Origin of the sequence: Paenibacillus sp. ClWae2A (assembly GCF_032452295.1) — a bacterium.
Classification (GTDB): domain Bacteria; phylum Bacillota; class Bacilli; order Paenibacillales; family Paenibacillaceae; genus Paenibacillus.
Genome location: NZ_JAULSQ010000003.1, coordinates 622,416 through 646,227, shown reverse-complemented (window position 1 = coordinate 646,227; position 23,812 = coordinate 622,416). Strand labels below are relative to the sequence as shown.

At 46.3% G+C, this 23,812-nt stretch carries 19 protein-coding genes; 12 read left to right on the top strand and 7 right to left on the bottom strand.

Annotated features, from left to right (window positions below; all coding sequences use genetic code 11):
* Positions 1–37: 37 nt before the first annotated feature.
* Positions 38–5,014 carry a discoidin domain-containing protein gene (locus QVE09_RS14145; protein WP_315937260.1) on the bottom strand — a complete coding sequence of 1,659 codons (4,977 nt, stop codon included), beginning with the start codon at positions 5,012–5,014 and terminating at the stop codon, positions 38–40.
* A gap of 437 nt (positions 5,015–5,451) precedes the next feature.
* On the opposite strand from QVE09_RS14145, the gene QVE09_RS14140 reads away from it, so the two are divergent.
* Complete coding sequence (locus QVE09_RS14140; protein WP_315937259.1) at positions 5,452–5,874, top strand: hypothetical protein; 423 nt, start codon at positions 5,452–5,454, stop codon at positions 5,872–5,874.
* A gap of 513 nt (positions 5,875–6,387) precedes the next feature.
* Here the strand turns inward: QVE09_RS14140 and QVE09_RS14135 are convergent.
* Both QVE09_RS14135 and QVE09_RS14130 read right to left on the bottom strand, forming a co-directional pair.
* Positions 6,388–7,227, bottom strand: coding sequence for a sulfurtransferase (locus QVE09_RS14135; protein WP_315937258.1), 840 nt, complete (start codon positions 7,225–7,227; stop codon positions 6,388–6,390).
* A gap of 63 nt (positions 7,228–7,290) precedes the next feature.
* Positions 7,291–8,235, bottom strand: a complete 945-nt coding sequence (locus QVE09_RS14130; protein WP_315937257.1) for a DMT family transporter — start codon at positions 8,233–8,235, stop codon at positions 7,291–7,293.
* Positions 8,236–8,462: 227 nt separating this feature from the next.
* On the opposite strand from QVE09_RS14130, the gene QVE09_RS14125 reads away from it, so the two are divergent.
* The 3 genes from QVE09_RS14125 to QVE09_RS14115 all read left to right on the top strand — a co-directional run bounded on the left by QVE09_RS14125 (position 8,463) and on the right by QVE09_RS14115 (position 11,089).
* Entirely contained in the window at positions 8,463–9,365 is a 903-nt protein-coding gene (locus QVE09_RS14125) for a polysaccharide deacetylase family protein (RefSeq protein ID WP_315937256.1), read from the top strand.
* Positions 9,366–9,402: 37 nt separating this feature from the next.
* Positions 9,403–10,056 (top strand): YkyA family protein, encoded by a 654-nt coding sequence (locus tag QVE09_RS14120; protein WP_315937255.1) that lies wholly within the window; start codon positions 9,403–9,405, stop codon positions 10,054–10,056.
* Positions 10,057–10,198: 142 nt separating this feature from the next.
* Positions 10,199–11,089 (top strand): hypothetical protein, encoded by an 891-nt coding sequence (locus tag QVE09_RS14115; protein WP_315937254.1) that lies wholly within the window; start codon positions 10,199–10,201, stop codon positions 11,087–11,089.
* Positions 11,090–11,346: 257 nt separating this feature from the next.
* Here QVE09_RS14115 and QVE09_RS14110 read toward each other — a convergent pair whose 3' ends face one another.
* Together QVE09_RS14110 and QVE09_RS14105 are read right to left on the bottom strand one after the other, a co-directional pair.
* The gene (locus QVE09_RS14110; protein ID WP_315937253.1) at positions 11,347–12,519 is read right to left on the bottom strand and encodes a mannitol-1-phosphate 5-dehydrogenase; all 1,173 of its coding nucleotides are present in this window, start codon (positions 12,517–12,519) and stop codon (positions 11,347–11,349) included.
* A gap of 47 nt (positions 12,520–12,566) precedes the next feature.
* Positions 12,567–13,235, bottom strand: a complete 669-nt coding sequence (locus QVE09_RS14105; protein WP_315937252.1) for an HAD family hydrolase — start codon at positions 13,233–13,235, stop codon at positions 12,567–12,569.
* Positions 13,236–13,739: 504 nt separating this feature from the next.
* Here QVE09_RS14105 and QVE09_RS14100 point away from each other — a divergent pair.
* From QVE09_RS14100 to QVE09_RS14070, 7 genes are all read left to right on the top strand, one after another.
* Positions 13,740–14,666, top strand: coding sequence for an ADP-ribosylglycohydrolase family protein (locus QVE09_RS14100; protein ID WP_315937251.1), 927 nt, complete (start codon positions 13,740–13,742; stop codon positions 14,664–14,666).
* Between the two features lie 26 nt (positions 14,667–14,692).
* Positions 14,693–15,940, top strand: a complete 1,248-nt coding sequence (locus tag QVE09_RS14095; RefSeq protein ID WP_315937250.1) for an MFS transporter — start codon at positions 14,693–14,695, stop codon at positions 15,938–15,940.
* 402 nt (positions 15,941–16,342) lie between these two features.
* The gene (locus QVE09_RS14090) at positions 16,343–17,290 is read left to right on the top strand and encodes an alpha/beta hydrolase (RefSeq protein WP_315937249.1); all 948 of its coding nucleotides are present in this window, start codon (positions 16,343–16,345) and stop codon (positions 17,288–17,290) included.
* A 227-nt stretch (positions 17,291–17,517) separates the two neighbouring features.
* A complete protein-coding gene (locus QVE09_RS14085) occupies positions 17,518–17,697 on the top strand; it encodes a hypothetical protein (RefSeq protein ID WP_036615241.1) in 180 nt (59 codons plus the stop codon).
* Between the two features lie 130 nt (positions 17,698–17,827).
* Complete coding sequence (sigK, locus tag QVE09_RS14080; RefSeq protein WP_090915017.1) at positions 17,828–18,526, top strand: RNA polymerase sporulation sigma factor SigK; 699 nt, start codon at positions 17,828–17,830, stop codon at positions 18,524–18,526.
* Positions 18,527–18,766: 240 nt separating this feature from the next.
* Positions 18,767–19,012 carry a hypothetical protein gene (locus QVE09_RS14075; protein ID WP_315937248.1) on the top strand — a complete coding sequence of 82 codons (246 nt, stop codon included), beginning with the start codon at positions 18,767–18,769 and terminating at the stop codon, positions 19,010–19,012.
* 258 nt (positions 19,013–19,270) lie between these two features.
* On the top strand, positions 19,271–20,623 hold the full coding sequence (locus QVE09_RS14070; protein ID WP_315937247.1) for an amino acid permease: 1,353 nt from the start codon (positions 19,271–19,273) through the stop codon (positions 20,621–20,623).
* Between the two features lie 69 nt (positions 20,624–20,692).
* On the opposite strand, the gene QVE09_RS14065 is transcribed toward QVE09_RS14070, so the two are convergent.
* Positions 20,693–21,877 carry a serine hydrolase domain-containing protein gene (locus QVE09_RS14065; RefSeq protein WP_315937246.1) on the bottom strand — a complete coding sequence of 395 codons (1,185 nt, stop codon included), beginning with the start codon at positions 21,875–21,877 and terminating at the stop codon, positions 20,693–20,695.
* A gap of 170 nt (positions 21,878–22,047) precedes the next feature.
* On the opposite strand from QVE09_RS14065, the gene QVE09_RS14060 reads away from it, so the two are divergent.
* A complete protein-coding gene (locus tag QVE09_RS14060; RefSeq protein ID WP_133385636.1) occupies positions 22,048–22,500 on the top strand; it encodes an Lrp/AsnC family transcriptional regulator in 453 nt (150 codons plus the stop codon).
* Between the two features lie 101 nt (positions 22,501–22,601).
* Here the strand turns inward: QVE09_RS14060 and QVE09_RS14055 are convergent, their stop codons facing one another.
* A complete protein-coding gene (locus QVE09_RS14055; RefSeq protein WP_315937245.1) occupies positions 22,602–23,807 on the bottom strand; it encodes an MFS transporter in 1,206 nt (401 codons plus the stop codon).
* Positions 23,808–23,812 lie beyond the last annotated feature (5 nt).

Below are 23,812 nucleotides of genomic sequence, written 5' to 3'. Positions count from 1 at the left end.
ATGCTGCGTAAGATTGATGGTTTTTTAATTCAGCGTATCATCGGTACAGCTTCAATTCAGCAATAGACCACCACCACTCAGCATTGTCCGTAGTCAAAGCAATTTTGACATATCGTGCCTTCTGGTTGGTGAATGTCGCAGAGATTAAAGAATCTGTTCCCACAGCTTCTGAAACCGAATTCCAATGCTCGCCATCCGTTGAAGTGACGATTGTAAAACTGCGGGCATAGTCATTGGTACTGCTGCCTGAGTCCATAGTTAATCTGCTAAAATTCTGAATGCTTCCCAGATCGATCTGAATCCACTGGTCTGCTTGTTGTCCGGATGCAGAGGTCCAGCGTGAGTTCAGATCATCATCCAGTAGTGCACCAACGTCTTCAGACGTGGAAGCTGTAGCTGTCCAAGATGTCCGATCCAGTTCGGTAGGCAGCAGATCATCCTGTTCCCCGGGTGTCCATGGTGTCTGATCGGCAGTATAAACTGCGATTTCAGCTACAGACCACCAGTGAGAATCCGTTCCGGTCTGAACGATTTTGATATAGCGGGCCTCATGAGCAGGGAATGCAATGAAGAGCAAGGCATTTTTTCCTTCACCCGTAGCCACAGCTTTACCCCAATCCATGCCATCGAGAGAGGTGTATACTTCATAACCGCGAGCATAATCCTCACTGTTGTGTGCACTATCCAGTACAATCCGGTTCACTGTCTCTGAATTGCCCAGATCCAGCTGAAGCCACTCACCGCCTGTTTGTGCCTGACCGGAAGTCCAGCGTGTTTGGTTCGAGCCATCCAGTATCGCCGTTGCAGCTTCCTCCTCATCGGAAGACGCTGTGACGGACCATGCATCTGAAAGCAGACGTTGTTGTTTTCCTGTTCCATAGTGATTAACAAATAGCTCGGAGACCGACCACCATTGATCGGATTCACCCATCTGCACGATCTTCACATAACGAGCCTGCTGCTCAGGGAAGGTGATGGAGAGACGTCCTGACACGCCTTCGCCTCCAGCAATAGATGTTCCCCAATTTTGCCCGTCATCGGAAACGAAAATGCGATATTGCCGCGGATAGTCATCCTTCGCGTTCCCCGGGTCCAGCTCTACTGCGTCAAAAGCACTCGTTTTCCCAAGATCAATCGTAATCCACTGTCCGCTCGTTTGCTTTCGTCCATTCGTCCATAATGTGTCTTGTTTGCCATCCAGCATGTGAGCTGTGACATCCGTTCCTTGCGTGGAGGAAGCGGTCACGATCCAGTTTGAGCGATCAGACAACGGAGCTGGATTTGGATACTCTGGGGTCTGAGGCAACTTTCCAAATCGGGCGAGCTTGAGCTCCGAGATGGACCACCAACTGTCTGCGGGAGCAGTCAATACAATTTTGATATAACGCGCCGTCTGCATACCCAAATCGACGGACAGGCTTGGAGATGAGCCTGTTCCCTGTGCAATTGGCTTGCTCCAGTTTTCATCGTCCTTCGAAACGTAAACTTCATACCCGTGGGCATAATCACCTCCGCTGTTGCCGGAGTTCATAAAAAGTGTGTCCATCATCTGCTCGTTGCCCAGATCAATATGGAGCCAGTCTCCAGGCTGTTGCGTTTGTCCAGATGACCAGCGGGTAGTCAAATCTCCGTCAATCATGCGTTCGACTGCTTCCGAACTGGAAGAGGCGGTAATCGTCCATTCGCTGCGACCCAGATAGGTGACGCCTTGTGAAGCATCTGGCTGCTTGACTACTGTATGCTCCAATGGATTTACTTTCACTTGAGCTTTCGCATAGACGGTAGCTGAACCCAAAGCTCCGCTTGCATTATAAAAACGAACCGTTTTGGCGGTGTCTGACGGATTCCAGATTTGCGCCGTGTAGACACCGTCCTTTTCGTATACGGTTGCTGCGGGAGAATCTGCCCAAATATTCATGGTACGTGTTCCTGTGGATGCCATGCTATGCATGAACCAGTAGGCGTTAAAGACTTCGTTTTGCTGCATCTCTTTTGTATCCCACTTTGCAAGAGCAGTCTCCGGGTCCCCGATGGATTGGAAGGGCCAGATGATGTGCTGCCATGTGTGCTCCTGCTGACCACCAAGATCCTTGATCAGACCGTTGTATAGTGCCGCGGTATTCTTTGGATCACGACCATAATAGGTCATCCACTCTGCGGGCGGCAACCAGTGAATGCCATAAATATGCTCGGCCTCGTTGGAGAAGTACGTGCCATACAGGTAAGCACTGCCGTATACATGCCCTACGGTAGCGTGTTTGTATCCTTCCAGCCAGTTGTCCCCATCGTAGTTGAACCAATATTGCTCGGCCGCTTTTTCCTCGGTGACGAAGCCCCAGATGCCCGCATCGCGATAGGCTTTGTTCCCCGTTACTTCGCCCCACATATATTGTCCGACCCAACTGAACAGAGCTTCGCCTGCAGCTTCCTGATTGTTTCCGCTGCGATTGTCGGCATAACCGCCCGCCCAGGAATGACCAGAATAAGGATCAAAATTACGCATCCATGGGAATTGATCGTCTGTGTGTGAAGGATTGGCATAATCCCGGATCAGCAGTTCAACCATATCGCCATAATCCTGTACAAAAGTTGGATCATACGTTGCCAGCACTGCAGATGCAAAGACGTAATAGCCATACGTAAAATGATGATCCGTCAGCCCGGTATTGACCCCGAACCCGCTTCCATAAGGGAAGATCGTTCCCCATTGCTCCGAGTAATAAAAATAATAGGAGTGCAGACGTTCATCCGGTGAATAGGTGTACCAGTCGGTCAAAATGCTTCTTAACAGGGACAGGTAGTGGTCCCGACGTTCGTGATCACCAAGCTGATCGCTAATGAGCACACCGAGCGCAAGCGGATGAAGCTTTTTCCCCTGCCAGTAGGGATCTTCACTCATTAAATTGCCTGACGTATCTGCATCAAGCTGATCCAGATAACTGATTAATTGCGCGCGTGAGTATGTCGGATCATCCGGCTCCACAAATTGCGGAATAATGCCGTAGAAACGATCCTGTGTCGTAAAGCTGTTGCCTTCGCTCACTTTCATCATTCCACGAATAGAAGGATAAGCGAGCTCCGTGAGTGGAGTTGTTGCAAGTTTCCACTGGTGCGGGAACAAAGCCATTAATGTGTCGGCGGAAAAGTTGGCACGCTTCGTTTGTGTAACGGTGTTAAAGGTCGTTTTAACTTGTGAAGTGCTCTCGTTATAGTCGTAATCGACCTTCGTATCCATTACAAAAGCATAGGCATGCTGGTAATAGTATGCTAATTCTGATGCAGATGGCAGGGTAGCGAGCGACAAATAATTTTCGCTTGATCCCAGCTTAATCTTAAGTGTATTGCCCAGCTTTATAAATGTGGTTCCTTCAGGTGCATAAAGACCATAGTTTCTTGTAAAAGTTTGCGGCGAAGGCGCTCTGTCCTGATTGGTGACTTCTACACCGATATGATCTCCTGTCCATGATTCCCCATCCTGCAACACAATCTCACGGTTTTGATCATCAAAGAGACGTGTAATGTTCGGTGAACGAATCAGGATGGTGTCCGGGTTCTCAAACGTGTTGTACAGGAAAGGGGAGCCTTTTACAAAGGTTGTATTGACCTTTGCCGTGTCATCATCACTCATGATGATGTTAGCGGAGTAATCCCCGTATCCTGCGATCTTGGTATTGACCTTGGCTGGGTTCATATCGCTTGTTGTCAGGATGAGGTCTGCTTCACCATCTGCATCCATCGAGTTGCCATCAGCAGAAACGTATCCAGCACCAGGATTCAAAATATGAAGCCCCTGTTTGGTGTATCGATTTTTGAATGGGAGCGTGACCAGACTGTTTCCATCTCCTAAATCCGAAACGAGAATCGATTGCCACCAGTCATTGGATGGAATCGGGGCGGTGATGTCAGCTGTGCGATTTTTTGGGTTTTTCGGCTGCAGCATCGTGATGTCATTAATGGCATAACTGCCAGCGCCGACTTGTACCGAACTCATCTCCGGGATAGACGGAATGGTGTAGATCGGCTTTTCATCCCCTTGAATATACTCATACACATCAAAGGCATAGAGTGAATAACCGTTGGTTGTACCTCGGCCAAGACCTGCGAGTTTGACATACCTGGCTTCTGAATATACAGGAATGTCATCCCGTCCTCCATTGCTGTGTAACTCCCGATACAGCGTAGTCCATTGCTTTGCGTCGTCGGATACCTGAATGTCGTAAGCACGTCCAAACGCATTTTCCCATTGCAGAGAAATTTCTCCGATTTCCTGACGTTGACCAAGGTCCACAACAATCCATTCCTGATCCTTGTATATGGAAGACCAGCGTGTACCTGGATCACCATCTGTCACATTGCGCGCTTCATAATCGCGCTTCTCCATCTTGGCCTTATCTTCGGCGGAGCGGCTAGGTTCGTCAATCTCTTCCGACGACGCTATAACCGATTTACCAAGAGCAAGGTTGGTGGCAGTCGGTTTTGGAGGTGGGTTTGCTCCACCCGTTCCATACACATCGAACGCGTACAGAGAAATACCATAGGCTTGCTGCGCCCGTTCATGACTGAACAAACGCACATATCGTGCATTGACGGAAACCTCCACTTCTGTCAGACCGCCTAGACCCTTCGTTGTGGAGTACACTTGCTTCCAGTTGACTTCGTCATCCGACACTTCAAGGTCGAAGGCGGAAGCATAGGCATTTTCCCATTCGATCGAGATGTTGGAGATGGAAGCAACTGCACCCAGATCAACATAGATCCACTGAGGGTCCTGTTGCCACACACTTTCCCATCGGGTATTTTTGTTGCCATCCACGGCATGATCGGCTGTATTCCCACCAAGGGATGAGGAGCTATACACCGGTCTGTTCAGGGATAAGAGATATGACTCTTCTGCAGCAGCGTTTGCTGCCTTGCTAGGCCATAGCGGCAAGCTGCTAACCAACAATAGCATGGATAACAGCAAGTTCACGCAAATGCTGCGTGTGTTTCGTGTGTGACTCGTTCGTCCCTTCATATCTTCTTCTCCTTTGTTAGTTCCTGCCTTTCAACCAGACAGAACTTTCTCTGTTTCCTAAAAACCTGTTATATGTATTGTTCTGTTCTCCCGTGCCACATTTCTGAGGTAGATTTCAGGATGCATACATGGGATATGCGGATGTTCATTTGTTGTATATCGAACATTTTGTGTGGATTATAAAGATTTTTTAATCGTTTTCGTAGAAAAGGAGACATATGTCCTACATGAGGTAAGTGTGGTGTGCAACTATGAAATGCTGAATTGGGATTACGGTCCGATAGCAATAAAATGTTTTCTTTTCGTGCTATAGGAACAAACATCACAGGAATCAACTTGCGAAGAATTTCACTCGATTTTTGGGGGGAGAAACGCGACCTAATGACTTTATAAATTACGTGTAATAATGTAATGTCGATATGAGGGAGTGTGAAAAAATGGATATTCAAAAAGCTACGGAAGAAAAGCTTGAACGTAAAATGCAAATGGGAGTTCCGATTGATGAAACTATGCTTGAAGTTCTGATACAAAAAAAATTACTTACCGAAGAGGCTGCTCAGCGTTTATTAGCTCAAAAAAATGATCTAAATAAAGAAATTAGAAAAAATGTCGTTTCAGTTCCTATTTCAGATAATGTTATGAATATTATCGATGATTTAATGACAAGTGGACATGTAAACAGCAGATCTGAAGGAGCTTCATACTTAATAATGTTGGGAGTCAAAAGTCATTATTCTTTTTTCAATGGACTTTCAAAAGAGGTCATAGTAATTGAAGAACAGCGAAAAAAAATTAAAAATCTCATTGAAAGCTCATTAATTTTTCCTGGTACGTCTCAAAATGACCAAGTTATTGAATAAAACTATTTCTGATGTAGATTGATTTTCTCCCAAACCGCGAAGTATTAAGAGCCATCATTAGAAATGAGAAGTAATCGCTTATAATACAAATGAGCAAGCTTTTTGAAGCTGCGTATCCTGATTTCGCATAATGGCCTTTGATTTAGTCGAATTTAACTGTCCCTCTGGATAAACATTAAAAAGTGGACATGTTACGATGGCTCAAACACTAGCTAATGATATACAGCTTTAAATTCGTATATTCGGCTTGTCAAGCCCGTTATGAAAATGGGCTTGACAAGCCGAAGTCAATTCAGCCAGCTCACGGAAATCAGACAGGTTCTTCGCTTCTTCCTCAAATTGCAACTAACATAACTACAAAAGATATTAACATCTTGGTACCTTTTGCTGAAGATTAAATTGCAGTATGAGTGCAGCCAGAGCAATTGTGGCGATATTGAAGTATAAAGCGATATTCCTCAGCAAGCCAAACAAGGCTCGACGATTCAAGTAGCTCCGTATTCTGAATAAAAATTAGTCCTCTTCCCCGGTAGCCACCGCATTCTCCCCATAACTAATCCAGTCGCTCCAGCTCCCAGAATATAATTTCACATTTGTATATCCCGCTTCTTCCAGTGCAATCACGTTCGGGCAAGCTGACACGCCTGATCCGCAGTACACGATAATCGCACCATCCTTGTCCAGCTTACTGAAACGCTCTTCTAACACCCCAGTATCTGTCCAACGTCCATCCCAATCCAACACATCTTTCCAAAAATAATTCACCGCACCCGGAATATGTCCGGCCTTGGCATCAATCGGTTCCTCCAGACCCGCATAGCGGCGAGCATCGCGAGAGTCGACGAGCATGGCACTGCCATTTGCAGAGGCTTGTTGAACATCTTCAACACTTGCCAGCATGGCTGGCTGCACATTCACATCAAAGGAAGCCGGGATCTGAACCGGCACATCCGTAGTCACTGGGAACTTGGCGTTTTTCCAAGCGGAGAAACCTTCGTCCATGATATATACCTGTTCATGACCGATGTAGCGCAGCAGCCACCAAAGACGAGATGCATTCATCCCGCCTTGATCGTCATAAGCAACAATACGACTATTGGAGCCGATGCCAGCTTTGGAGAGACGACTTGCGAGCACAGCCGGATCAGGAAGCGGGTGACGTCCTCCGTGCGCAGAAACTGGAGAAGACAGGTCTTTTTCCAAATCGAGATAGACAGCTCCTGGAATATGTCCAGCTTCATAAGCTTGTCTTCCAGCCTCCGGCTGACCGAGCAAGAATCGGCAATCTGCAATAACTACATCCGGTTCATACATTCTGGCGAGCAGCCAGCGCATGGATACAATATTTTTCATCAAAATACACCGCCTTATGAGAGTGGTAGAGTCGTTTATAACTATGATTTACGAAAAAATACGTTATACCGTTGTAGGTTCAATAGTCCCTTTTCCCGCAACAGAGGCTTCTGCTGAAGCAATCTGAGGTTTGGTTTTGCCATATCGAATGAAGATCCATACCCCGAATATAATGACAACCCCGGCAGACATCTGTAATGCACTGAGGGATTCGCCGAGCAGCATCCAGGCCAGTAAGGAAGAGAATACGGGTTCCCCAAGTACGCCCATGGATACCGTCGTGGCATTCATATATTGAAGCAACCAGTTGAAGAGATAATGTCCGAAGATTGTTGGCACAATGGCGAGCAGCAGGAAGATTCCCCACTCTGATGCAGCGTAACCCCCGAACGGATGGCCCATGATCAGATTATATACCGCCAGCGTGCAAGCAGCCACGAAGAATACCCAGAAGTTATATGAAAATGCACTAAGTCCCGCTCGCAAAAATTGACCCAGCAGCATATGGACAGCGACTGCAATTGTGCCAAGTAAAGACAAGATATCACCTTGCAGGGCAGTACCTGCCAACTGGAAATCTCCTGCGCCAATGACGATTGATCCAAACAGGGCGATGCCCATGCCGATGATCATCATGCGGTTAATTTTGGCTTTGAACAGCCATACCGAACCTGCCAGAATCAGTATAGGTTCCAGCGCGAGAATAACTGTGGAACTGGCAACACTGGTGAGCCGCAGCGAACCCATCCAGAGCAGGAAATGAAGGGCCAGCATCACACCGGATGCAAGCAGCAAGCCCCACTGGCGTAAGCTCAGACGCATCATCTCGTGTCTGTATTTCCAGACAAAAGGCAGCATCAGCAGATTGGTCAAAAATAGACGGTACATGGCAATGACCGCAACATCTGCGGTAGACCAGCGTACAAAGATCGAAGAAAAAGAAATGGCGATAATGCCGACAAAGAATAACAGATAGATGGATCTGCCGGCACGGTTCAAGCTTGTCATGGGTGTAGCTCCTTCTTGATTCTGATGGCGTAAATCACTTCATTATACAGGAGAAGGTAACCGCAGGAAAGATAAAGAGAACAAAGAGATAAGTAGATTGTAACCGGGCTTGTAACTATTCTGTCATTCTCCCGATCCATTTTTCTATTAATCTTCTATATAGAGACATGAAACGAGATAATATACCAATAATCGGGAAAAAATGAAAGTAAGGAAGTGGCATGACAGTGAGAGTCCAACAAGAGAGAGCGGGAGAACGTGGCATTATTCCGCCCAACACAAGTCGCACGAAAACACATAAACGAAGAAAAATCCGGTATGGAAGGATTAGCATAGCTCTAATGCTTCTGGTATTGTTCGTTACCGGTATAACATATTTATTCCTTGGCATGACGCATTGGATCAAAAGCGTTGTGGCGCCGCCTCCGATGACTGTAATTGAACAGCCCGCCAAGCTCGGCATGATACAAGTTACTCCGGATGCGAAGGAGGAGCCGGTACGGTTCCAGGGTCAGGTTCGCAAATTGGCATACATAACGTTTGATGATGGCCCAACGGAGTATACGGAACAACTGCTGGATATTTTGAAGCAGCATGAGGCGAAGGCTACCTTTTTCATGATCGGACGTCAGTTGAACCAGCATCCAGAGGCAGTGAAACGGTTGTTGAAAGAAGGCAGTTACCCTGGACTCCACAGCATAACGCATAACTATAAAAAGCTGTATAAGAGTGGAGGCTCTGCGAACTTTGTGAAAGAGTTCAAGAAAGAGCAGAAGATGGTGCAAGACCTGATTGGTTTTACACCTCATCTTATTCGTGCACCTTATGGCAGCAGTCCACAGATCGGTGAAAAGTTCAGAGGTGACATTGCGGCGGCCGGGTTCAAAATGTGGGACTGGACGACAGATTCACTGGATTGGAATCTTCCCGGTCAGCCGGATAAGATTGTGGCCCGCGTGAGCAAAAGTGTACATCGGGATAAGGAAGTGATTCTGATGCATGAGCGAGAGCAGACGGTTCAGGCTTTGCCACGTATTCTGAAGCTGCTCGAAGATCGAGGTTACGAGTTCGAAGTATACGATCCGGATGCACATTGGATAGCGAATTTTAGCGGAGATACCCGCTTGTAGTATAACAACAAGATGATGCAAGAGAGGAAGGACTTGGGTGCTAACGAGTAAAAAAGTGGCGCTTGCGGCAGTTAGTGTTTTGCTAATTCTGCTGGCGAGTGGTTGTGGTGATCCGCAGGAGCCTGCGGCAAATCAGGTGAACCAATTGGTGCTCAGCGGTCAGGAGATCGATCAGAATTTGAACAAACTGACCAGTCACGAGCAGGAAGATATGAAGTTATACAAGTCTATTTTAGACAAAGGCAAGAACAAAAACAGTGATCTCGAAGCACTGCTGGATCAGGCAGCAGGTCATATTCATGAACGAAGAACGTTGTTGAAACAGGCGGAAGAGACCATGAAACAGACCAACGAGAAGACGGTGGCCCTGCGCAGCTCCCTTAAGGAACTATCATTTGAAAAAGAAGAAACGTTGGCACAGGCTGAGAAGGTACTGGATCAATATGAAGCAAGAGCACGTGCATTGGAAAATTTTGTTGCCTCGTATCAGCTGAGTCTGAGTGCCGATGAGCAGTTGTATGATCTGATGAGAGGAAGTGCAGAACCTAATCTGGTTAAGATTAAACGAGCCATTCGGGTACGGAATAGCGAATATGCGAAGCTTGCTGAATTCCGAAAGCAATTTAACCTCCAGACCAAAGCATTTAACGGAGCCAATGCCAAACTGGTACAGATGGATCAAGCCAGTTAGGTAGAGGACTGCAATAATCGTTCAGACATTTTGCATGATTGAGCCGCCTGTCTCCCGTGTAAGTACTAGTATACAGCCAAGCCAATGGATGAGAAGCAACATGGACAAGCATCATTGCGTATAAGCTAACGGAGGTGTTCATATGCGAAAAGGAAATACAGTGAAAGTCAGTGCATCACTCCTGGTTTTACTTATGGGATTCTCGCTTGTGGCCTGTGGGAACAGTAATCCTGCTGCACAGACACCGGTGAATAATACGGAAGAACAGTCACCAACACCGGAGCAACAACCGAATGAAAGTGCTGCAATAGAAGCAGAAGGTATTCTGACTGGATGGGCTGATCCGCATACCGTTGAGATTCGAGTGAATGAGAAGCCGATGTCATTCCAGGTGAGCGAAGATCTGCAGAAGTCTCTGGATGATATCGATGACGAAGATTCTGTTCGTTTCAAATATGTAGAGAAAACGATTGATGCAACAACGAAACAGTTGGTACTTACAGAGATTGCAAAGATTGAATCGAGTGATGACAATAACGGTTCCAATGCAGGCGGTACAGGAACGTCCGATCGTCCGAAGACATCAGAGCTTGAAGTGACGGTAGAAGGAATGACCGAAAAACGCCCAGTGACACTGGCACAAGCGAAAGGTTATTCACTTTATGTGTTTGAACCGATGGCTTTTGATGCGGAAGACCATGAATTAACAATGAAGATTGATCCGGATTATGAGGTAGAGATTGAGAAGCTGCCGGCGAATTACAATCTGGATGCGCTGAAGATGGATGCCAAGGAAGAGTTGTCCGAGACCGGAGAAGTGAAGCAGTTAACGGCTGAACAACTAAGCAACGGTCCGATGAAGGATGCAAAATTGTACATGATGTCCCAGAATGATAAGAAAACAGAATACTTTATTGTCAAAGAACTGGACGGCAATGGTTTCATTTTCCACATCCAAGCACCTATTGGTGAACCTTCGGAAGGTTTCCTGCCCATGGCATATGCATCCCTTAATTCCATCATGAATGAGTAGAAAATGGATGAGCCACTCGGTTAAGCCAAACGATGTAGTAAGTTAAAAAGATTCCCTAAACAGCGTGTTTCCTTGAGAGAGGAGATACGCTGTTTTGTTAACGTTACTACAATATAGATAGAATGTACCGTGCCGTGCCACGCCGTGCATAGACAAATAGCCGGAAGGAGCGATGCTGCTGCATAGGATCCTCCCGGCTTCTTGGCCGTGCTTCTATTCAGTTTGCAGGATCGAACCAATACCTTGATCAGTGTTACTTAGGTTAGTATAGTCGATTCCTTGCGCCCTCTGAGTTCTTGATAACGGGCGATTACATCCTGATGAACGGGATGTTCGTCGGGAATTCCCATGCATTCACGGATAAAGGCGGAGACGCCATCTTCGTGAATCATGTGTTGCAGCTTCATGGCTTCCTCGTCGCGTTTGTCATTGAACAGCATTGCGGCCGCCATAGCAGAAGTTAAATGAGGAATTTCAATTCCGAATTCACTGGCCTGCATCGCTGGGCGAACAAGCCGATCATGAGGCGAGAGCTTGCGAAGGGGGGAACGTCCAACCCGGGTGATCTGATCCGTCAGGTTGGGATTGGCGAAGCGTTCCAGTATGGTATCGATATATTTATTATGCTTCTGTGCGTTGAATCCGTGCTTCTGGATGAGCATCTCACCGGTCTCCTCCATAACATGGCGTACCTTGGCCCGCAGGGTGGAGTTGCTCATAACCTGCCGGATTGTCTTGAATCCTTCGAGATATCCGAAGTATGCGGCGACACAGTGGCCTGTATTCACCGTAAACATTTTACGCTCGATATAAGGTTCAAGGGAGTCCACATAGTGGACACCATCAATTTTCTTAAATCCATCCAGAAGTGCTGGACGATGAACGACCCATTCGTAAAAAGGTTCAACAGTGACCTGCAGCGGGTCTTTGTGGTTTTGAGCCGGAACAATCCGGTCCACAGCTGCATTGGGGAAAGAAACATAACGTTCGGCTTTTTTGCGAGTTTGTTCATCCAGAAATGGATAGATGCGTTTCTTCAGCCTGGTGCTACCACCGATGGCATTTTCGCAAGCGATAATATGCAGTGGAGCCTGATTATTGTTTTTCATGCGAAGTTGAATGCCTTTGGCGATAGGTTTGGCGATATCTCCGAGTGCAGATACACCCACCGCGGTTGTGATCACATCGGCTGAAGCGATCTCTTCAGCAACCAGATTCTGCTCATTCACATTGATAGCCGTCACGTTGTTGACAATCGTAGTGTCCTGATCTCTATTGGCAAGTGTAATCGGATATTCCTGTCTCTCTTGAAGCATGGAGATTTTCTTCGGGTTACGTGCGACAAAGCAGACTTCGTAGTCGGAAGCGGACAACATATGACCGATAAAACCGCGGCCTATATTGCCCGCACCAAAATGTACAGCTTTCATGTGTGAACTCCCCCTTTAAGGATTAAATCGCGAAATTCGTGCAGACCTTAGACGGTTGTGACGAGTGGCTTCGAAATCAAATCGTTAAATGCGAGGTCAGTCAAGCAAGACAGCCGTTGGTGAGGCATATCGAATTCCAGTGTTCCTGTAATGGTATTCGAGATGACTACGCAGTGCATACCAGCCGCAGCAGCTGCACGCGCGCCGTTAGGTGAATCCTCAATCGCTACGGCTTCGTCTGCAGTTACTCCAAGGGCTTCAAGCGCTTGATTGTAGAGTTCCGGATCAGGCTTTACATTCGCAACATCATCTGCCGTACGAATAACTTCAAAATAATCTTTCAATTTCAGTTGTTCCAGATGCTGTTCAACCCAATCCCGTTTGGAGCTGGATGCTACAGCGAGTTTCAGTCCGGCTTCACGTGCTTGTTCAAGATATTCCTGAATACCAGGACGAACCTTCTCTTTGTTCATCAATGCAGCGTGCTGCAACTGAACGGATTCCCTGAACGCTTCCCGATCGATCGGAAGATTCAAATCTGTGATGAGGTACTCATACGGATTAAATGTTTTCAGACTGGTCCCGATGCATTGTGAATACATCTCCAGGGTTAGATCCACGCCATGTTCCTTGTAAGCATCACGAAAAGCAATATACCATGCTGTCTCTGTATCAATAATCGTTCCGTCGAAATCAAATACCAGTGCCTTAATCATAAATTTGTTCCTCCTGTTTCAGAATTAGTTTGGGAATAAAAAACGAATGAAAATTTTCTGCAAATTCATTTCCGTATATTCATTAACCTGCGGGAAGTTAGTTGACGCAATAAACCGAAAATGAATATTAATTTGGGGAAAAATATGCGTTTGAAGCTAATAAAACCGTAACATAGGACAAACCTAGGGGTCAAGCGCGTCATGATTGTTTACATTGAAAATTTTCACATGTGTGATTTGTTTTCAGAAAATGATGAACGTTGCAAACCGTTAACCCTTTTGCATGTAAGCGGTGTACTGAATAAACTGTTTTTACAGCTCAAAAAAATAAAACTTTTTTTTATGAAAATTTGATAATCTGGCCGTTCAACTGCTTTCGACACTTTTATAATAGAAGAAATGGAGCTTAATTTATTGGATTTTATTAGCTTTACGCCGGATCAGGCCCTGTGGGAGAATGGAAGAAAGATTCTGAAAGTATATGGAGTAAGGAGGAAGATAAGGATGCTGCAAAAGGACCGTTTCAATGGCTGCTTCATCGGGCTTGCAGCGGGTGATGCGTTGGGAACTACCGTGGAATTCAGCAGCCCGGGCACGTTTGAACCTGTAACGGATATGGTGGGAGGTGGCGTATTCGGGCTGGAGGCAGGGCAGTGGACAGATGATACATCCATGGCTCTATGTCTGGCAGAAAGTTTGGTACGCAAGGCAGACTTTGATCCTGCGGATCAGATGCGCAGATACGTCAATTGGTACAAGGTCGGGTATATGAGCAGCACAGGCGATTGCTTTGATATCGGCGGGGCCACCCGAAGTGCCTTGGAGAGGTTTGAGGTAACTGGGGAAGCCTACAGCGGATCAACTGACCCGATGACGGCGGGTAATGGCTCTATCATGAGGCTTGCTCCTGTCGCGATGGCTTATGCCAATCAACCTAACGAGGCGGTCCGCTATGCTGGGTTGAGCTCTCGTACAACACATGCTGCAACGGAAAGCGTGGAAGCATGTGAAGTGCTGGCCGCCATAATTATTGCTGGTCTGCGCGGAGCGGACAAAAACGTCATGCTGATGCCTGAGACATGCAGACAGTGGAGGGAAGTACCTACTTTTTCGCCTGCTATTGAAGAGGTTGTTATGGGTTCCTATCAGAGCAAAGAACCGCCGGAAATTAAGGGCAGTGGTTATGTGGTTCGTTCACTTGAGGCAGCACTATGGGCGTTCCATAAGTCGGCAAGCTTTGAAGAAGGCGCATTGTTAGCTGTGAATCTGGGTGATGATGCGGATACTACAGGTGCGGTGTATGGGCAGATTGCAGGTGCTTATTATGGACTGAGTGGTATTCCGGCACACTGGCGGGACAAGCTGGCTATGCGTGAAACGTTCGAACAACTAACAGATGCCTTGTGGTTGAAGGCGACAGAACATCGTTGATTAAGAGATAGGAGAAGAGAACATCTATGAGCACGACTGGACACACAATACAACCACAGGTTTCACGGTCAGGTAAACGAGGGGCGTTTCCATTGTCCCTGTTATGCTTGACTATTGGAGCTTTTGCGATTGGTATGACTGAATTTATTATTATGGGCCTGCTGCCCAATGTAGCAACAGATTTGAATGTAAGCATTCCACAGGCAGGACAACTCATTACGGGATATGCGCTGGGTGTAGCGGTAGGTGCACCGATATTAACCGTGTTTACTCACAAGATTCCACAGAAGAAACTGCTGGTGCTGCTGATGTGCATTTTCATTATCGGTAACGCATTGTCTGTCATTGCTCCCACATACGGGTTGTTAATCTCGGCACGGATATTAACGGCATTTGCCCATGGTACGTTCCTCGGTGTAGGTTCAATCATGGCAACGCGGCTCGTTGCACCCGAGAGAAGGGCAGGAGCTGTATCCGTTGTTCTCGCGGGACTAACGATTGCCAATATCATTGGCGTTCCGTTTGGTACGTTTATCGGGCAACAGCTTGGATGGCGGTCCTCTTTCGGGGCGATTACGATCTTGGGCATCGTTTCGTTGATTGGTATCATTCGTTTCATTCCCGTCCTCCCGCAAGGAGCAGCAGCGAACCTGGGACAGCAATTTCGGAATCTGGTCCGTCCCCAAGTATTATTGGTTCTGCTCGTGGGAGCAATGGGCTGCGGAAGTCTGTTTGCCGTGTTTACTTACATCACGCCGATGCTTGTGGACATTAGTGGTTTTGCCGAGCAAAATGTGACCTGGATTCTGGTGCTCTTTGGCTTCGGCGTTACCTTGGGCAACATGGTTGGCGGCCGTCTGGCGGACTGGAAGCTAATGCCTTCCCTGATCGTCAATTTTGGAATCCTGGCTGTTCTTCTGGCTGCACTTACACTTACCCTGGAGAGCCCTTATCTTGCTGTAATCACTATATTCTTGTGGGGCGTTGCGGCTTTTGGCATTATGCCGGGATTGCAGATTCGAATCATGAATATGACTCGCGAAGCGCCACTGCTAGCAACAACATCAAGTCACTCCGCATTTAACCTGGGGAATGCAGGTGGTGCCTATCTGGGCGGGTATGCAATTACCCACACGGGTCTTATATCCGTACCTTTGTATGCAGCAGTTATTGCCGGATTGGGCTTGCTAGGACTGCTCTTCAGTCTGTTCATGGAGCGTAAACATCATGGGCAAGAGGTTGACCAGGTTGTTGAGGCAGCGTCGGCAAGTTGAAAATGAAATATGTTCGCCTCAATTCTTCCGTTGAACACGGAGAGTTGAGGCTTTTTTATATCATGATGAGATCCGGAGTAGGGGAGCGAATAGATGGTCTGGTGGTGTGAAGAAGTATACTTTTTAAAGTATAAGATATAGTTATTTAAGTTTTTTGATGATGTACAAGTCTTGGGAGGTGATATAATAAAGTTGTAATTGGAATTAATTGTAAATTATGGATCGTGGATCTTTACTTCCATATTGGGAAAGGCAAAGGATGGCGGTCCGTATTCATGCTTGGAAAGGAGGAACTTTACTTTAAAATGTAAGGGCTTTCAATTTAGGTTTGTCTGTATCTGAAAGACCTGTTATGAGGTTCGTACACGTTTGAAAATCATAGTCAAAAGGAGATTGATATTAATGAAAAAACGTCTGTCCAAGATTCTGAGTCTCTCCATCACAGCAGCACTCCTTGTGCCAACGATGGCGTCTGCAACGGATATGCAGGAAACTCCAGCTCCAACCCCCATTCAGGCAGTTGTAGATCAGGGAGCGACCGGCACCATGGATAATAGCGGGCAAAATGCGCTGGCTAACACTCCGGTTGTGCCTGCACCACCGGGTTATGATGGCTATCGAAACAATATTCCGCACGGAAATACCAATCTGATCTCCTATTATTCCACAACGGTAGGCAATACACGGAAAGCGACAGTGTATACACCGCCAGGATATTCACAGAATAAAAAGTATAACGTCCTGTATCTCTTGCACGGTATCGGCGGAGATGAGCATGAGTGGGTAAACGCCATGAAACCGAAGAACATTCTGGATAACCTGTATTCTGAAGGTAAGCTGTCAGATATGATCGTTGTCATGCCAAATGGCCGTGCTATGAAGGACGACCGTCCAGTCGGTGACATTTTTGCTCCGGACAAGGTGGCAGCATTTGAACGATTTGAGCAAGACTTGCTCAAGGATCTGATTCCTCATATCGAGGCCAATTATCCGGTGTACAAAGACAAGAATAGTCGTGCGTTGGCCGGTCTGTCCATGGGTGGTGGGCAGTCGCTTAACTTCGGATTGAAAAATCTGAATACCTTCGCTTGGGTAGGGGCCTTCTCGGCTGCACCGAATACGCAATCTGTATCGCAGCTGGTTTCCAACCCGGGACAAGTCGCGAGCCAACTCAAATTGTTGTGGATCTCCTGTGGATCGAGTGATGGTCTGTTATGGGTCAGCCAGAATTTCAAAAACGGCTTGAGCAGCATGAACATTCCGCATACCTTTTATCTGGATGTAGGTGGACACGAACCATCTGTCTGGAACAGCGGCCTGTATCAGTTCTCACAACGAATCTTTAAGTGATTAACCGGTATTCCTAGGGATTTAGGGGTTCACGAATATTTACGGGGAATCTCATAGGGTGAGTAAAGGCCTCAGTTCTGTTTTGTACAGGGCTGGGGTTTTTGTTTTGGATCAAGTTATCTGAAAGGAGCACATGGGTATTTTTATTTTTGGGGGATGGGGTTAATGAGATTTTAAGTAATGGTTTAATTTATTACATAGGTAGTGTTAAGAAGGAGAGGGATATGATGTTTTATTACAAAGGTGCGTTCCGTGAAACGGACAATGTGATCTATTTTAAAAGCGATGTTTCATTAGCCCAGAATGATGTTGTCCTATTTGGTGAAAAGAAGTATTTTATCGAGAGTGTGGAAAAAGAATTTCTCCTGCTTCAGCGGGTGGGCTCCATAGTTTCTGTAAGTCTGTGAAATCTTCGCAAGATCATCCCCTTTTTCAAGTGTACGTGCACTTCTGGGCCACTGCCTACATACAATAGATCGACCCTGTTCCCACATGTGCTCAGGCCAGATCGTTGTAAAACTGCAGGAGGTGTCATCTGTGCCCGGATTGTTTACCGCAATTGCTCTATTCATTAAAGAGTTAACGTTACTCGTCTCGTATGTCAAAAATAATGCGTTCCCCCAGCCACTGGCTGAGGATGATGAAGCCAAACATTTGCGCCTTATGGCTGAAGGCAATGCTCACTCCCGCAATCTGCTCATTGAACACAATCTGCGCCTCGTCGCGCATATCGTCAAGAAGTTCGACAATACGGGTGAAGATCAGGAAGACCTGATTTCCATCGGAACCATTGGTTTGATCAAAGCCATCGAAAGTTTTCAACAAGGCAAAGGCACGAAGCTTGCCACATTTGCAGCAAGGTGTATTGAAAACGAGATACTTATGCATCTGCGTTCCCTGAAGAAAACACGCAAAGATGTATCCCTGCACGACCCCATCGGTACGGACAAAGAAGGCAACGAAATTACATTAATCGATATCCTTGGCACAGAAGCTGATGATGTTGTAGATCGGGTACAGCTCAAGATTGAAAAAAGCAAAATATATCGCAATCTGGACATCCTGGATGATCGGGAGAAGGAAGTTGTAATCGGTCGATTTGGCCTGGAAGCGGGCGGGGAGGAACGAACTCAACGCGAAATTGCGAAGGAACTGGGCATCTCACGTTCTTATGTATCACGGATTGAGAAACGAGCGTTAATGAAGCTGTATCATGAGTTTTATAAGCAAAAGTAGTTGCCGATTAGATAGCACTATCGTTAAAACGATGGTACTTTCTGAACCTTCCGTATAGCGAGGAATAGCTGAACAGACCAGAGGGCGCCTTTATCGGGAGCCCTTTTTACTGTGAAGATATTTAAATTGGATCTAAATAGTATTAATTATTTGGGGTTATGACCTAAATAAAGGAATTTTCATTCCTGTTGAAGAATATCTTATACACAGACCAATTTAATATATAAGGAGTAAATCATAATGAAGCAGCTTTTTCAGAAAACTCCACTGTGGGTTTTGTTAATCTGGATCGTAGGGATGATTATGATCGTTTTTAACATGTTTCAATCAAACTCGGGGAATATTAACTTCATTGCGCTATTGATGATTAGTGTTGCTAATGCTATTCGAATTTGGAAAAACGAACGTTCATTAGCGATTGCCTTTTTAGTCGTTGCCGCTCTATGCTTGGCTTTTATTTTAATAAACTTTTATAGATATGTATAATCAGCATGACATGGAATGAGAATAACAAAGGAATGTACATAGGCTGATGATAATATGGATCGGATACAACTCAAGATTATAAAAGCCAGGGCATGAAATACGAGCATATCAATAGGTCACCTTTTACAAAGGGGGCCTATTTTACTGTGCAAAAAAATATATAAAAGAGGGATATGTATTCTGGGCAGATTATTATATGATGAGTAATAATATTTTGCATCGTAGAGAGCATTGGCAGAAAGAGAGTGGTGGTTGATCATGCAGCAAGAAACGTTAACAAGGGGATTAAAGAACCGACATGTGCAGTTGATGGCGATCGGTGGTGCGATTGGTACAGGTCTGTTTCTCGGAGCAGGCAAAACGATCCAGCTAACAGGGCCATCCATCTTGCTGGCCTACATCATTACGGGTGTGGTGTTGTTCCTGATCATGCGTGCATTGGGGGAGCTGCTGTTAAGTAACTTGCAGTATCATTCCTTTGTCGATTTTGTGCGTGATTACCTGGGAAATATGGCGGCATTTATTACAGGCTGGACCTATTGGTTCTGTTGGATCTCCATTGCCATGGCGGATATTACGGCCGTTGGTTTATATACGCAGTTTTGGTTTCCGAATGTACCTCAGTGGATGCCAGGGTTAATTGCGCTGGTCATTTTGCTAATTATGAACTTGGCAACGGTCAAGTTGTTTGGTGAGATGGAATTCTGGTTTGCCCTGATTAAAGTCGTGGCTATTCTGGCACTCATTGTTGTTGGTTTATATATGATTTTCAAAGGTTTTACAACGGATCAGGGTCCAGCGAGCTTCACCAATCTGTGGAGTCATGGAGGATGGTTCCCGAATGGACTGCATGGCTTCATCATATCGTTCCAGATGGTGGTATTCGCCTTTGTAGGCATGGAACTGGTGGGACTCACAGCGGGGGAAACGGAGAACCCGGAGAAGGTTATTCCAAGAGCAATTAACCAGATTCCGATCCGGGTCCTACTCTTCTATGTTGGTGCTTTGCTGATTATTATGAGTATTTACCCGTGGAACGCCATTGTGCCTAATGAAAGTCCGTTTGTACAAGTGTTTGCCGCTGTGGGTATTGCAGCTGCCGCAGGCATTGTGAATTTCGTGGTACTGACTTCCGCAGCTTCGGCTTGTAACAGTGCCATTTTTAGTACAAGCCGTATGGTGTTCTCCATGGCAAAAGATCACAACGCACCCGAATCGTTTGCACGACTGAATAACAGGAAGGTTCCTTCCAACGCGCTGTTTTTCTCTACGATTGTTATTTTGATCGCAATTGTTTTGAACTATATCATGCCGGAGGGCGTATTTACGTTGATCACGAGCGTGTCGACCGTATGCTTTATCTTTGTCTGGGGCATCATGGTGATCTGTCATCTCAGATATCGTCGTACTCAGCCGGAACTGGCGAGTCGCAGCCGCTTCAAACTTCCACTATATCCGTTTTCGAACTACTTGATTCTGGCATTCCTGGTGTTTGTGCTGGTGGTGTTGGCATTGGCCGAGGATACGCGTGTTGCACTGTTTGTCACGCCGGTGTGGTTTATCCTGGTTGCGGGGATCTACCTTCTCAAAAAGAAAAAACTTGAGCAATAGCAGACAGTAGAACTTAGCTTTGTTAATAAATATACCCGCCCAATCAGATTGGGCGGGTATTTATATTGTTTATATTCTTGCAGCCTTTTTGCTCTCACGAATGCCTGCGTAGATGGCATCACAGATATCGGTAGTGTACTGGCCAGACATCCCTTCAAGTGCCGTATTGGTGAATGCTGCAACACTAAGTTCTTCTTTTGGATCAACAAACCAGGAATGGCCGTAGGTCCCACCCATCCGCCACGTACCCGGGGATTCCGGTGTACCAGCTGCAACAGGATCTTTAAGTAGGGTAAAACCAAGGCCAAACTCTCTTCCCGGCCAATACGGCATGACGAGTTCACCGATTTGATTCGTGGCCATCTCGGTGGCAACAGCTTCTGTAAGAATAGGCTGACCCCCTTGCCGCAATGTCTCAAGTAAAGTGAGAAAATCTCCGGTACTCCCAACCATACCCGCTCCGCCTGATTGATAAGCCGAAGGTTGATTTGCACGATTGGGGGCAAGCCGGAAACCGGCAGTACCTTCAATAAAAGGAACCTGCTCTAACTCATTATGGAGAAGACGCGGTTCTTCAGAACCATCAGCGTATGCAGCGGTCAACCGATTTGAATCCACTGCAACAAAATCAGTGTCCGTCATGCGAAGTGGTTGAGTAACCAGCAATTGAACAGCTTCTCTTAGTGACATTCCGGTTACCTTTTCAATAACGGCTCCGAGTACATCTGTCGCGATGGAATATCTCCACATGTTTCCTGGCTCATACAAAAGAGGAACAGAAGCAAGCCTTTGGAGATTCTCCTCCAAACTAATTCCAGATAAATCCATTCCATCCGACACCCCTGCACGTTCATAAGTGCCTTGGTCTTCTTGGAAGAATCGATAGGTTAAACCAGCGGTGTGTGTCATCAATTGACGAATTGTTATTTCAGCGTCCTGACCATGGCTAAGCTTGGGCCGGAATGCAGGTAGCCAGTGAGTCACCGGATCATTCAGACTCAACTTTCCTTGTGAGACCAATGCCAGAGCTGCAGTTGACACAATGGGTTTGGTTACGGAAGCAAGTCGAAACAGAGCGTTTTCTGCCATGGTACGTTTTTGCTCCCTGTCTGCGAAACCAGCAGCCCGGCTGTATATCAGTTCTCCTCTTAATGCAACCTGTACAACCGTTCCTACGATTCTTTTTTCACTTATAGCGCGGTCAATGGCTTCATCCACATAAGAATGCAATGTCGTTATGTGTTCTTTTCCCATTCTTATCTTCCTCTCATCAACTGATGTGATTGATTCATTATTGTGACTGTGTTTATTATATAAATGATTATTCTTGTATTACATGGCTTACTAAAGGTATTATAGTGAATTATCGAATATACTTAAGGTTATTCTTGAATATATCTTAGGTATTCAAAGGGGTGTATTACATGGACGAAATAGATCAGCATATTCTGTTTCATTTGGAGAATCAGGCGAGATTATCCATGACCGAATTAGGCAAATTAGTAGGATTATCTCAACCAGCTGTTACTGAACGAGTCAAACGAATGGAAGAAAAGGGCGTTATCGAGGAATATCGTACGGTGATCTCCCCATCCAAATTGGGCAAGCAGAGCACGGCATATGTTCTTTTTCGTACCCGGGATTGTTATCCCTTCCTGGATTTCTGCCGTGCGTCACCTGAAGTCGTGGAATGTTATCGGATAAGCGGGGAGTATAATTACTTGCTGAAAATCCTTACAGACACGATCCAGGGACTTGAAGAGTTCGAGAACAAGTGTGATCCGTACGGTACTTACATGACCTTGATTACGATGTCTTCTCCGATTGCACATAAAAATCTCATGGAAGGACCGAATCTACTGGCACAGGCAGAATAAACCGCAGTCTATAAAACTATAAAATGAAATGCAAAAGAGGAGTTCACCTCAAGTGAACTCCTCTTTTGTCCTACGTGTAACTCATGCAAAATGCCTTCCTGTTATTTTACTTTGGGAAATCCATATTCATAAGCCCGCATAGCTACGAGCAATGCAGGGATGAGCAAGATAAACAGCGATCCGGCAAGGTATCCTGCTCCAAATACTTCAAGAAGGATGCCCCCGATGATGCCTCCTCCACCAATCGCCAGATTCCATGCTGTAACCAGCATTGATTGGGCGACATCTGCACTTTTGCCTCCGGCTTGAGCAATGGCAGTTTGAAGTAGAGTGGCAGCCCCGCCAAACGTAAGTCCCCAGATCATAATGCCGAGGATAATAATCATAGGTTGATGAGTACCGATTCCCATCACGACAGACGCCAGGGCGAATGCTGCCAGGCTGATGATTACTAATCTCCTCAAAAATCGGTCAATGAGCATTCCGATTAACCAAATTCCCACAATGGAAGTGATACCGAAAATGAGCAAAATCAAGTCTACTCTGTTAGCAAATACCGTCTGGGCAAGGTAAGGAGAAATATAGGTGTAAAGGATATTATGGGCAAGCATCCAGGCCAGAACAACAAACAGAATGGGCCTAACGCCGGGAATTAAAAACACTTTATGCAGGGGAAGACGTTCTCCGGCTGGCTCTCCTGCAAAATCCGGCATTTTCCAGAGAACCCATACGATTAAAGCTGCGGTCAGAAGAGATACAATCCCGAAGATGAAGCGCCAGCCGATATAAGAACTAAGAAAACTACCGATTGGGACACCCAGGGCTAACGCCACCGGAGTGCCGACCATAGCCACAGCCATGGCCTTGCCTTTTAACGAATCCGGGACCATACGACGAGCATAACCTGCTGTCATTCCCCATAACACACCCGCAGAGACGCCAGCCAGGAAACGGGCAGCAAGGGTTAAGATATACTCCGAGGATAACGTGGTAACCGTATTAAAGACAAGAAAACCGCTAATGCATGCCAGCAATAGAGGTCGGCGTCTCCATCCGCGTGTAGCAGCAGTCAAGGGAATGGCAGCAACAAGTGATCCAATGGCATAAAGAGTCACCAACTGTCCAGTGAGGGCTTCAGTGACCCCCAAGTCTTTTGCAATTTGCGGCAGCAGTCCCGCAGGCAGGCTTTCAGTGAGGATGCATATGAATCCAGCCATGGCTAAAGCAAGTAGCCCAGCCCACGGAAGGCGTTCTGAAGATATGGAAGGCAGCTCCATTTGCTTGGGGAGGGATGTGTTAATGGCCATGAATA

Excerpts from the sequence above, each read along its gene's own strand:
- QVE09_RS14135 (WP_315937258.1), bottom strand. The coding sequence starts at position 7,227 with ATGAAAAATATTGTATCCATGCGCTGGCTGCTCGCCAGAATGTATGAA.
- QVE09_RS14095 (WP_315937250.1), top strand. The coding sequence starts at position 14,693 with ATGAGCACGACTGGACACACAATACAACCACAGGTTTCACGGTCAGGT.
- QVE09_RS14115 (WP_315937254.1), top strand. The coding sequence starts at position 10,199 with ATGCGAAAAGGAAATACAGTGAAAGTCAGTGCATCACTCCTGGTTTTA.
- QVE09_RS14130 (WP_315937257.1), bottom strand. The coding sequence starts at position 8,235 with ATGACAAGCTTGAACCGTGCCGGCAGATCCATCTATCTGTTATTCTTT.
- QVE09_RS14110 (WP_315937253.1), bottom strand. The coding sequence starts at position 12,519 with ATGAAAGCTGTACATTTTGGTGCGGGCAATATAGGCCGCGGTTTTATC.
- QVE09_RS14060 (WP_133385636.1), top strand. The coding sequence starts at position 22,048 with ATGGACGAAATAGATCAGCATATTCTGTTTCATTTGGAGAATCAGGCG.
- QVE09_RS14085 (WP_036615241.1), top strand. The coding sequence starts at position 17,518 with ATGTTTTATTACAAAGGTGCGTTCCGTGAAACGGACAATGTGATCTAT.
- QVE09_RS14055 (WP_315937245.1), bottom strand. The coding sequence starts at position 23,807 with ATGGCCATTAACACATCCCTCCCCAAGCAAATGGAGCTGCCTTCCATA.
- QVE09_RS14065 (WP_315937246.1), bottom strand. The coding sequence starts at position 21,877 with ATGGGAAAAGAACACATAACGACATTGCATTCTTATGTGGATGAAGCC.
- QVE09_RS14090 (WP_315937249.1), top strand. The coding sequence starts at position 16,343 with ATGAAAAAACGTCTGTCCAAGATTCTGAGTCTCTCCATCACAGCAGCA.
- QVE09_RS14100 (WP_315937251.1), top strand. The coding sequence starts at position 13,740 with ATGCTGCAAAAGGACCGTTTCAATGGCTGCTTCATCGGGCTTGCAGCG.
- QVE09_RS14145 (WP_315937260.1), bottom strand. The coding sequence starts at position 5,014 with ATGAAGGGACGAACGAGTCACACACGAAACACACGCAGCATTTGCGTG.
- QVE09_RS14105 (WP_315937252.1), bottom strand. The coding sequence starts at position 13,235 with ATGATTAAGGCACTGGTATTTGATTTCGACGGAACGATTATTGATACA.
- QVE09_RS14070 (WP_315937247.1), top strand. The coding sequence starts at position 19,271 with ATGCAGCAAGAAACGTTAACAAGGGGATTAAAGAACCGACATGTGCAG.
- QVE09_RS14140 (WP_315937259.1), top strand. The coding sequence starts at position 5,452 with ATGGATATTCAAAAAGCTACGGAAGAAAAGCTTGAACGTAAAATGCAA.
- QVE09_RS14075 (WP_315937248.1), top strand. The coding sequence starts at position 18,767 with ATGAAGCAGCTTTTTCAGAAAACTCCACTGTGGGTTTTGTTAATCTGG.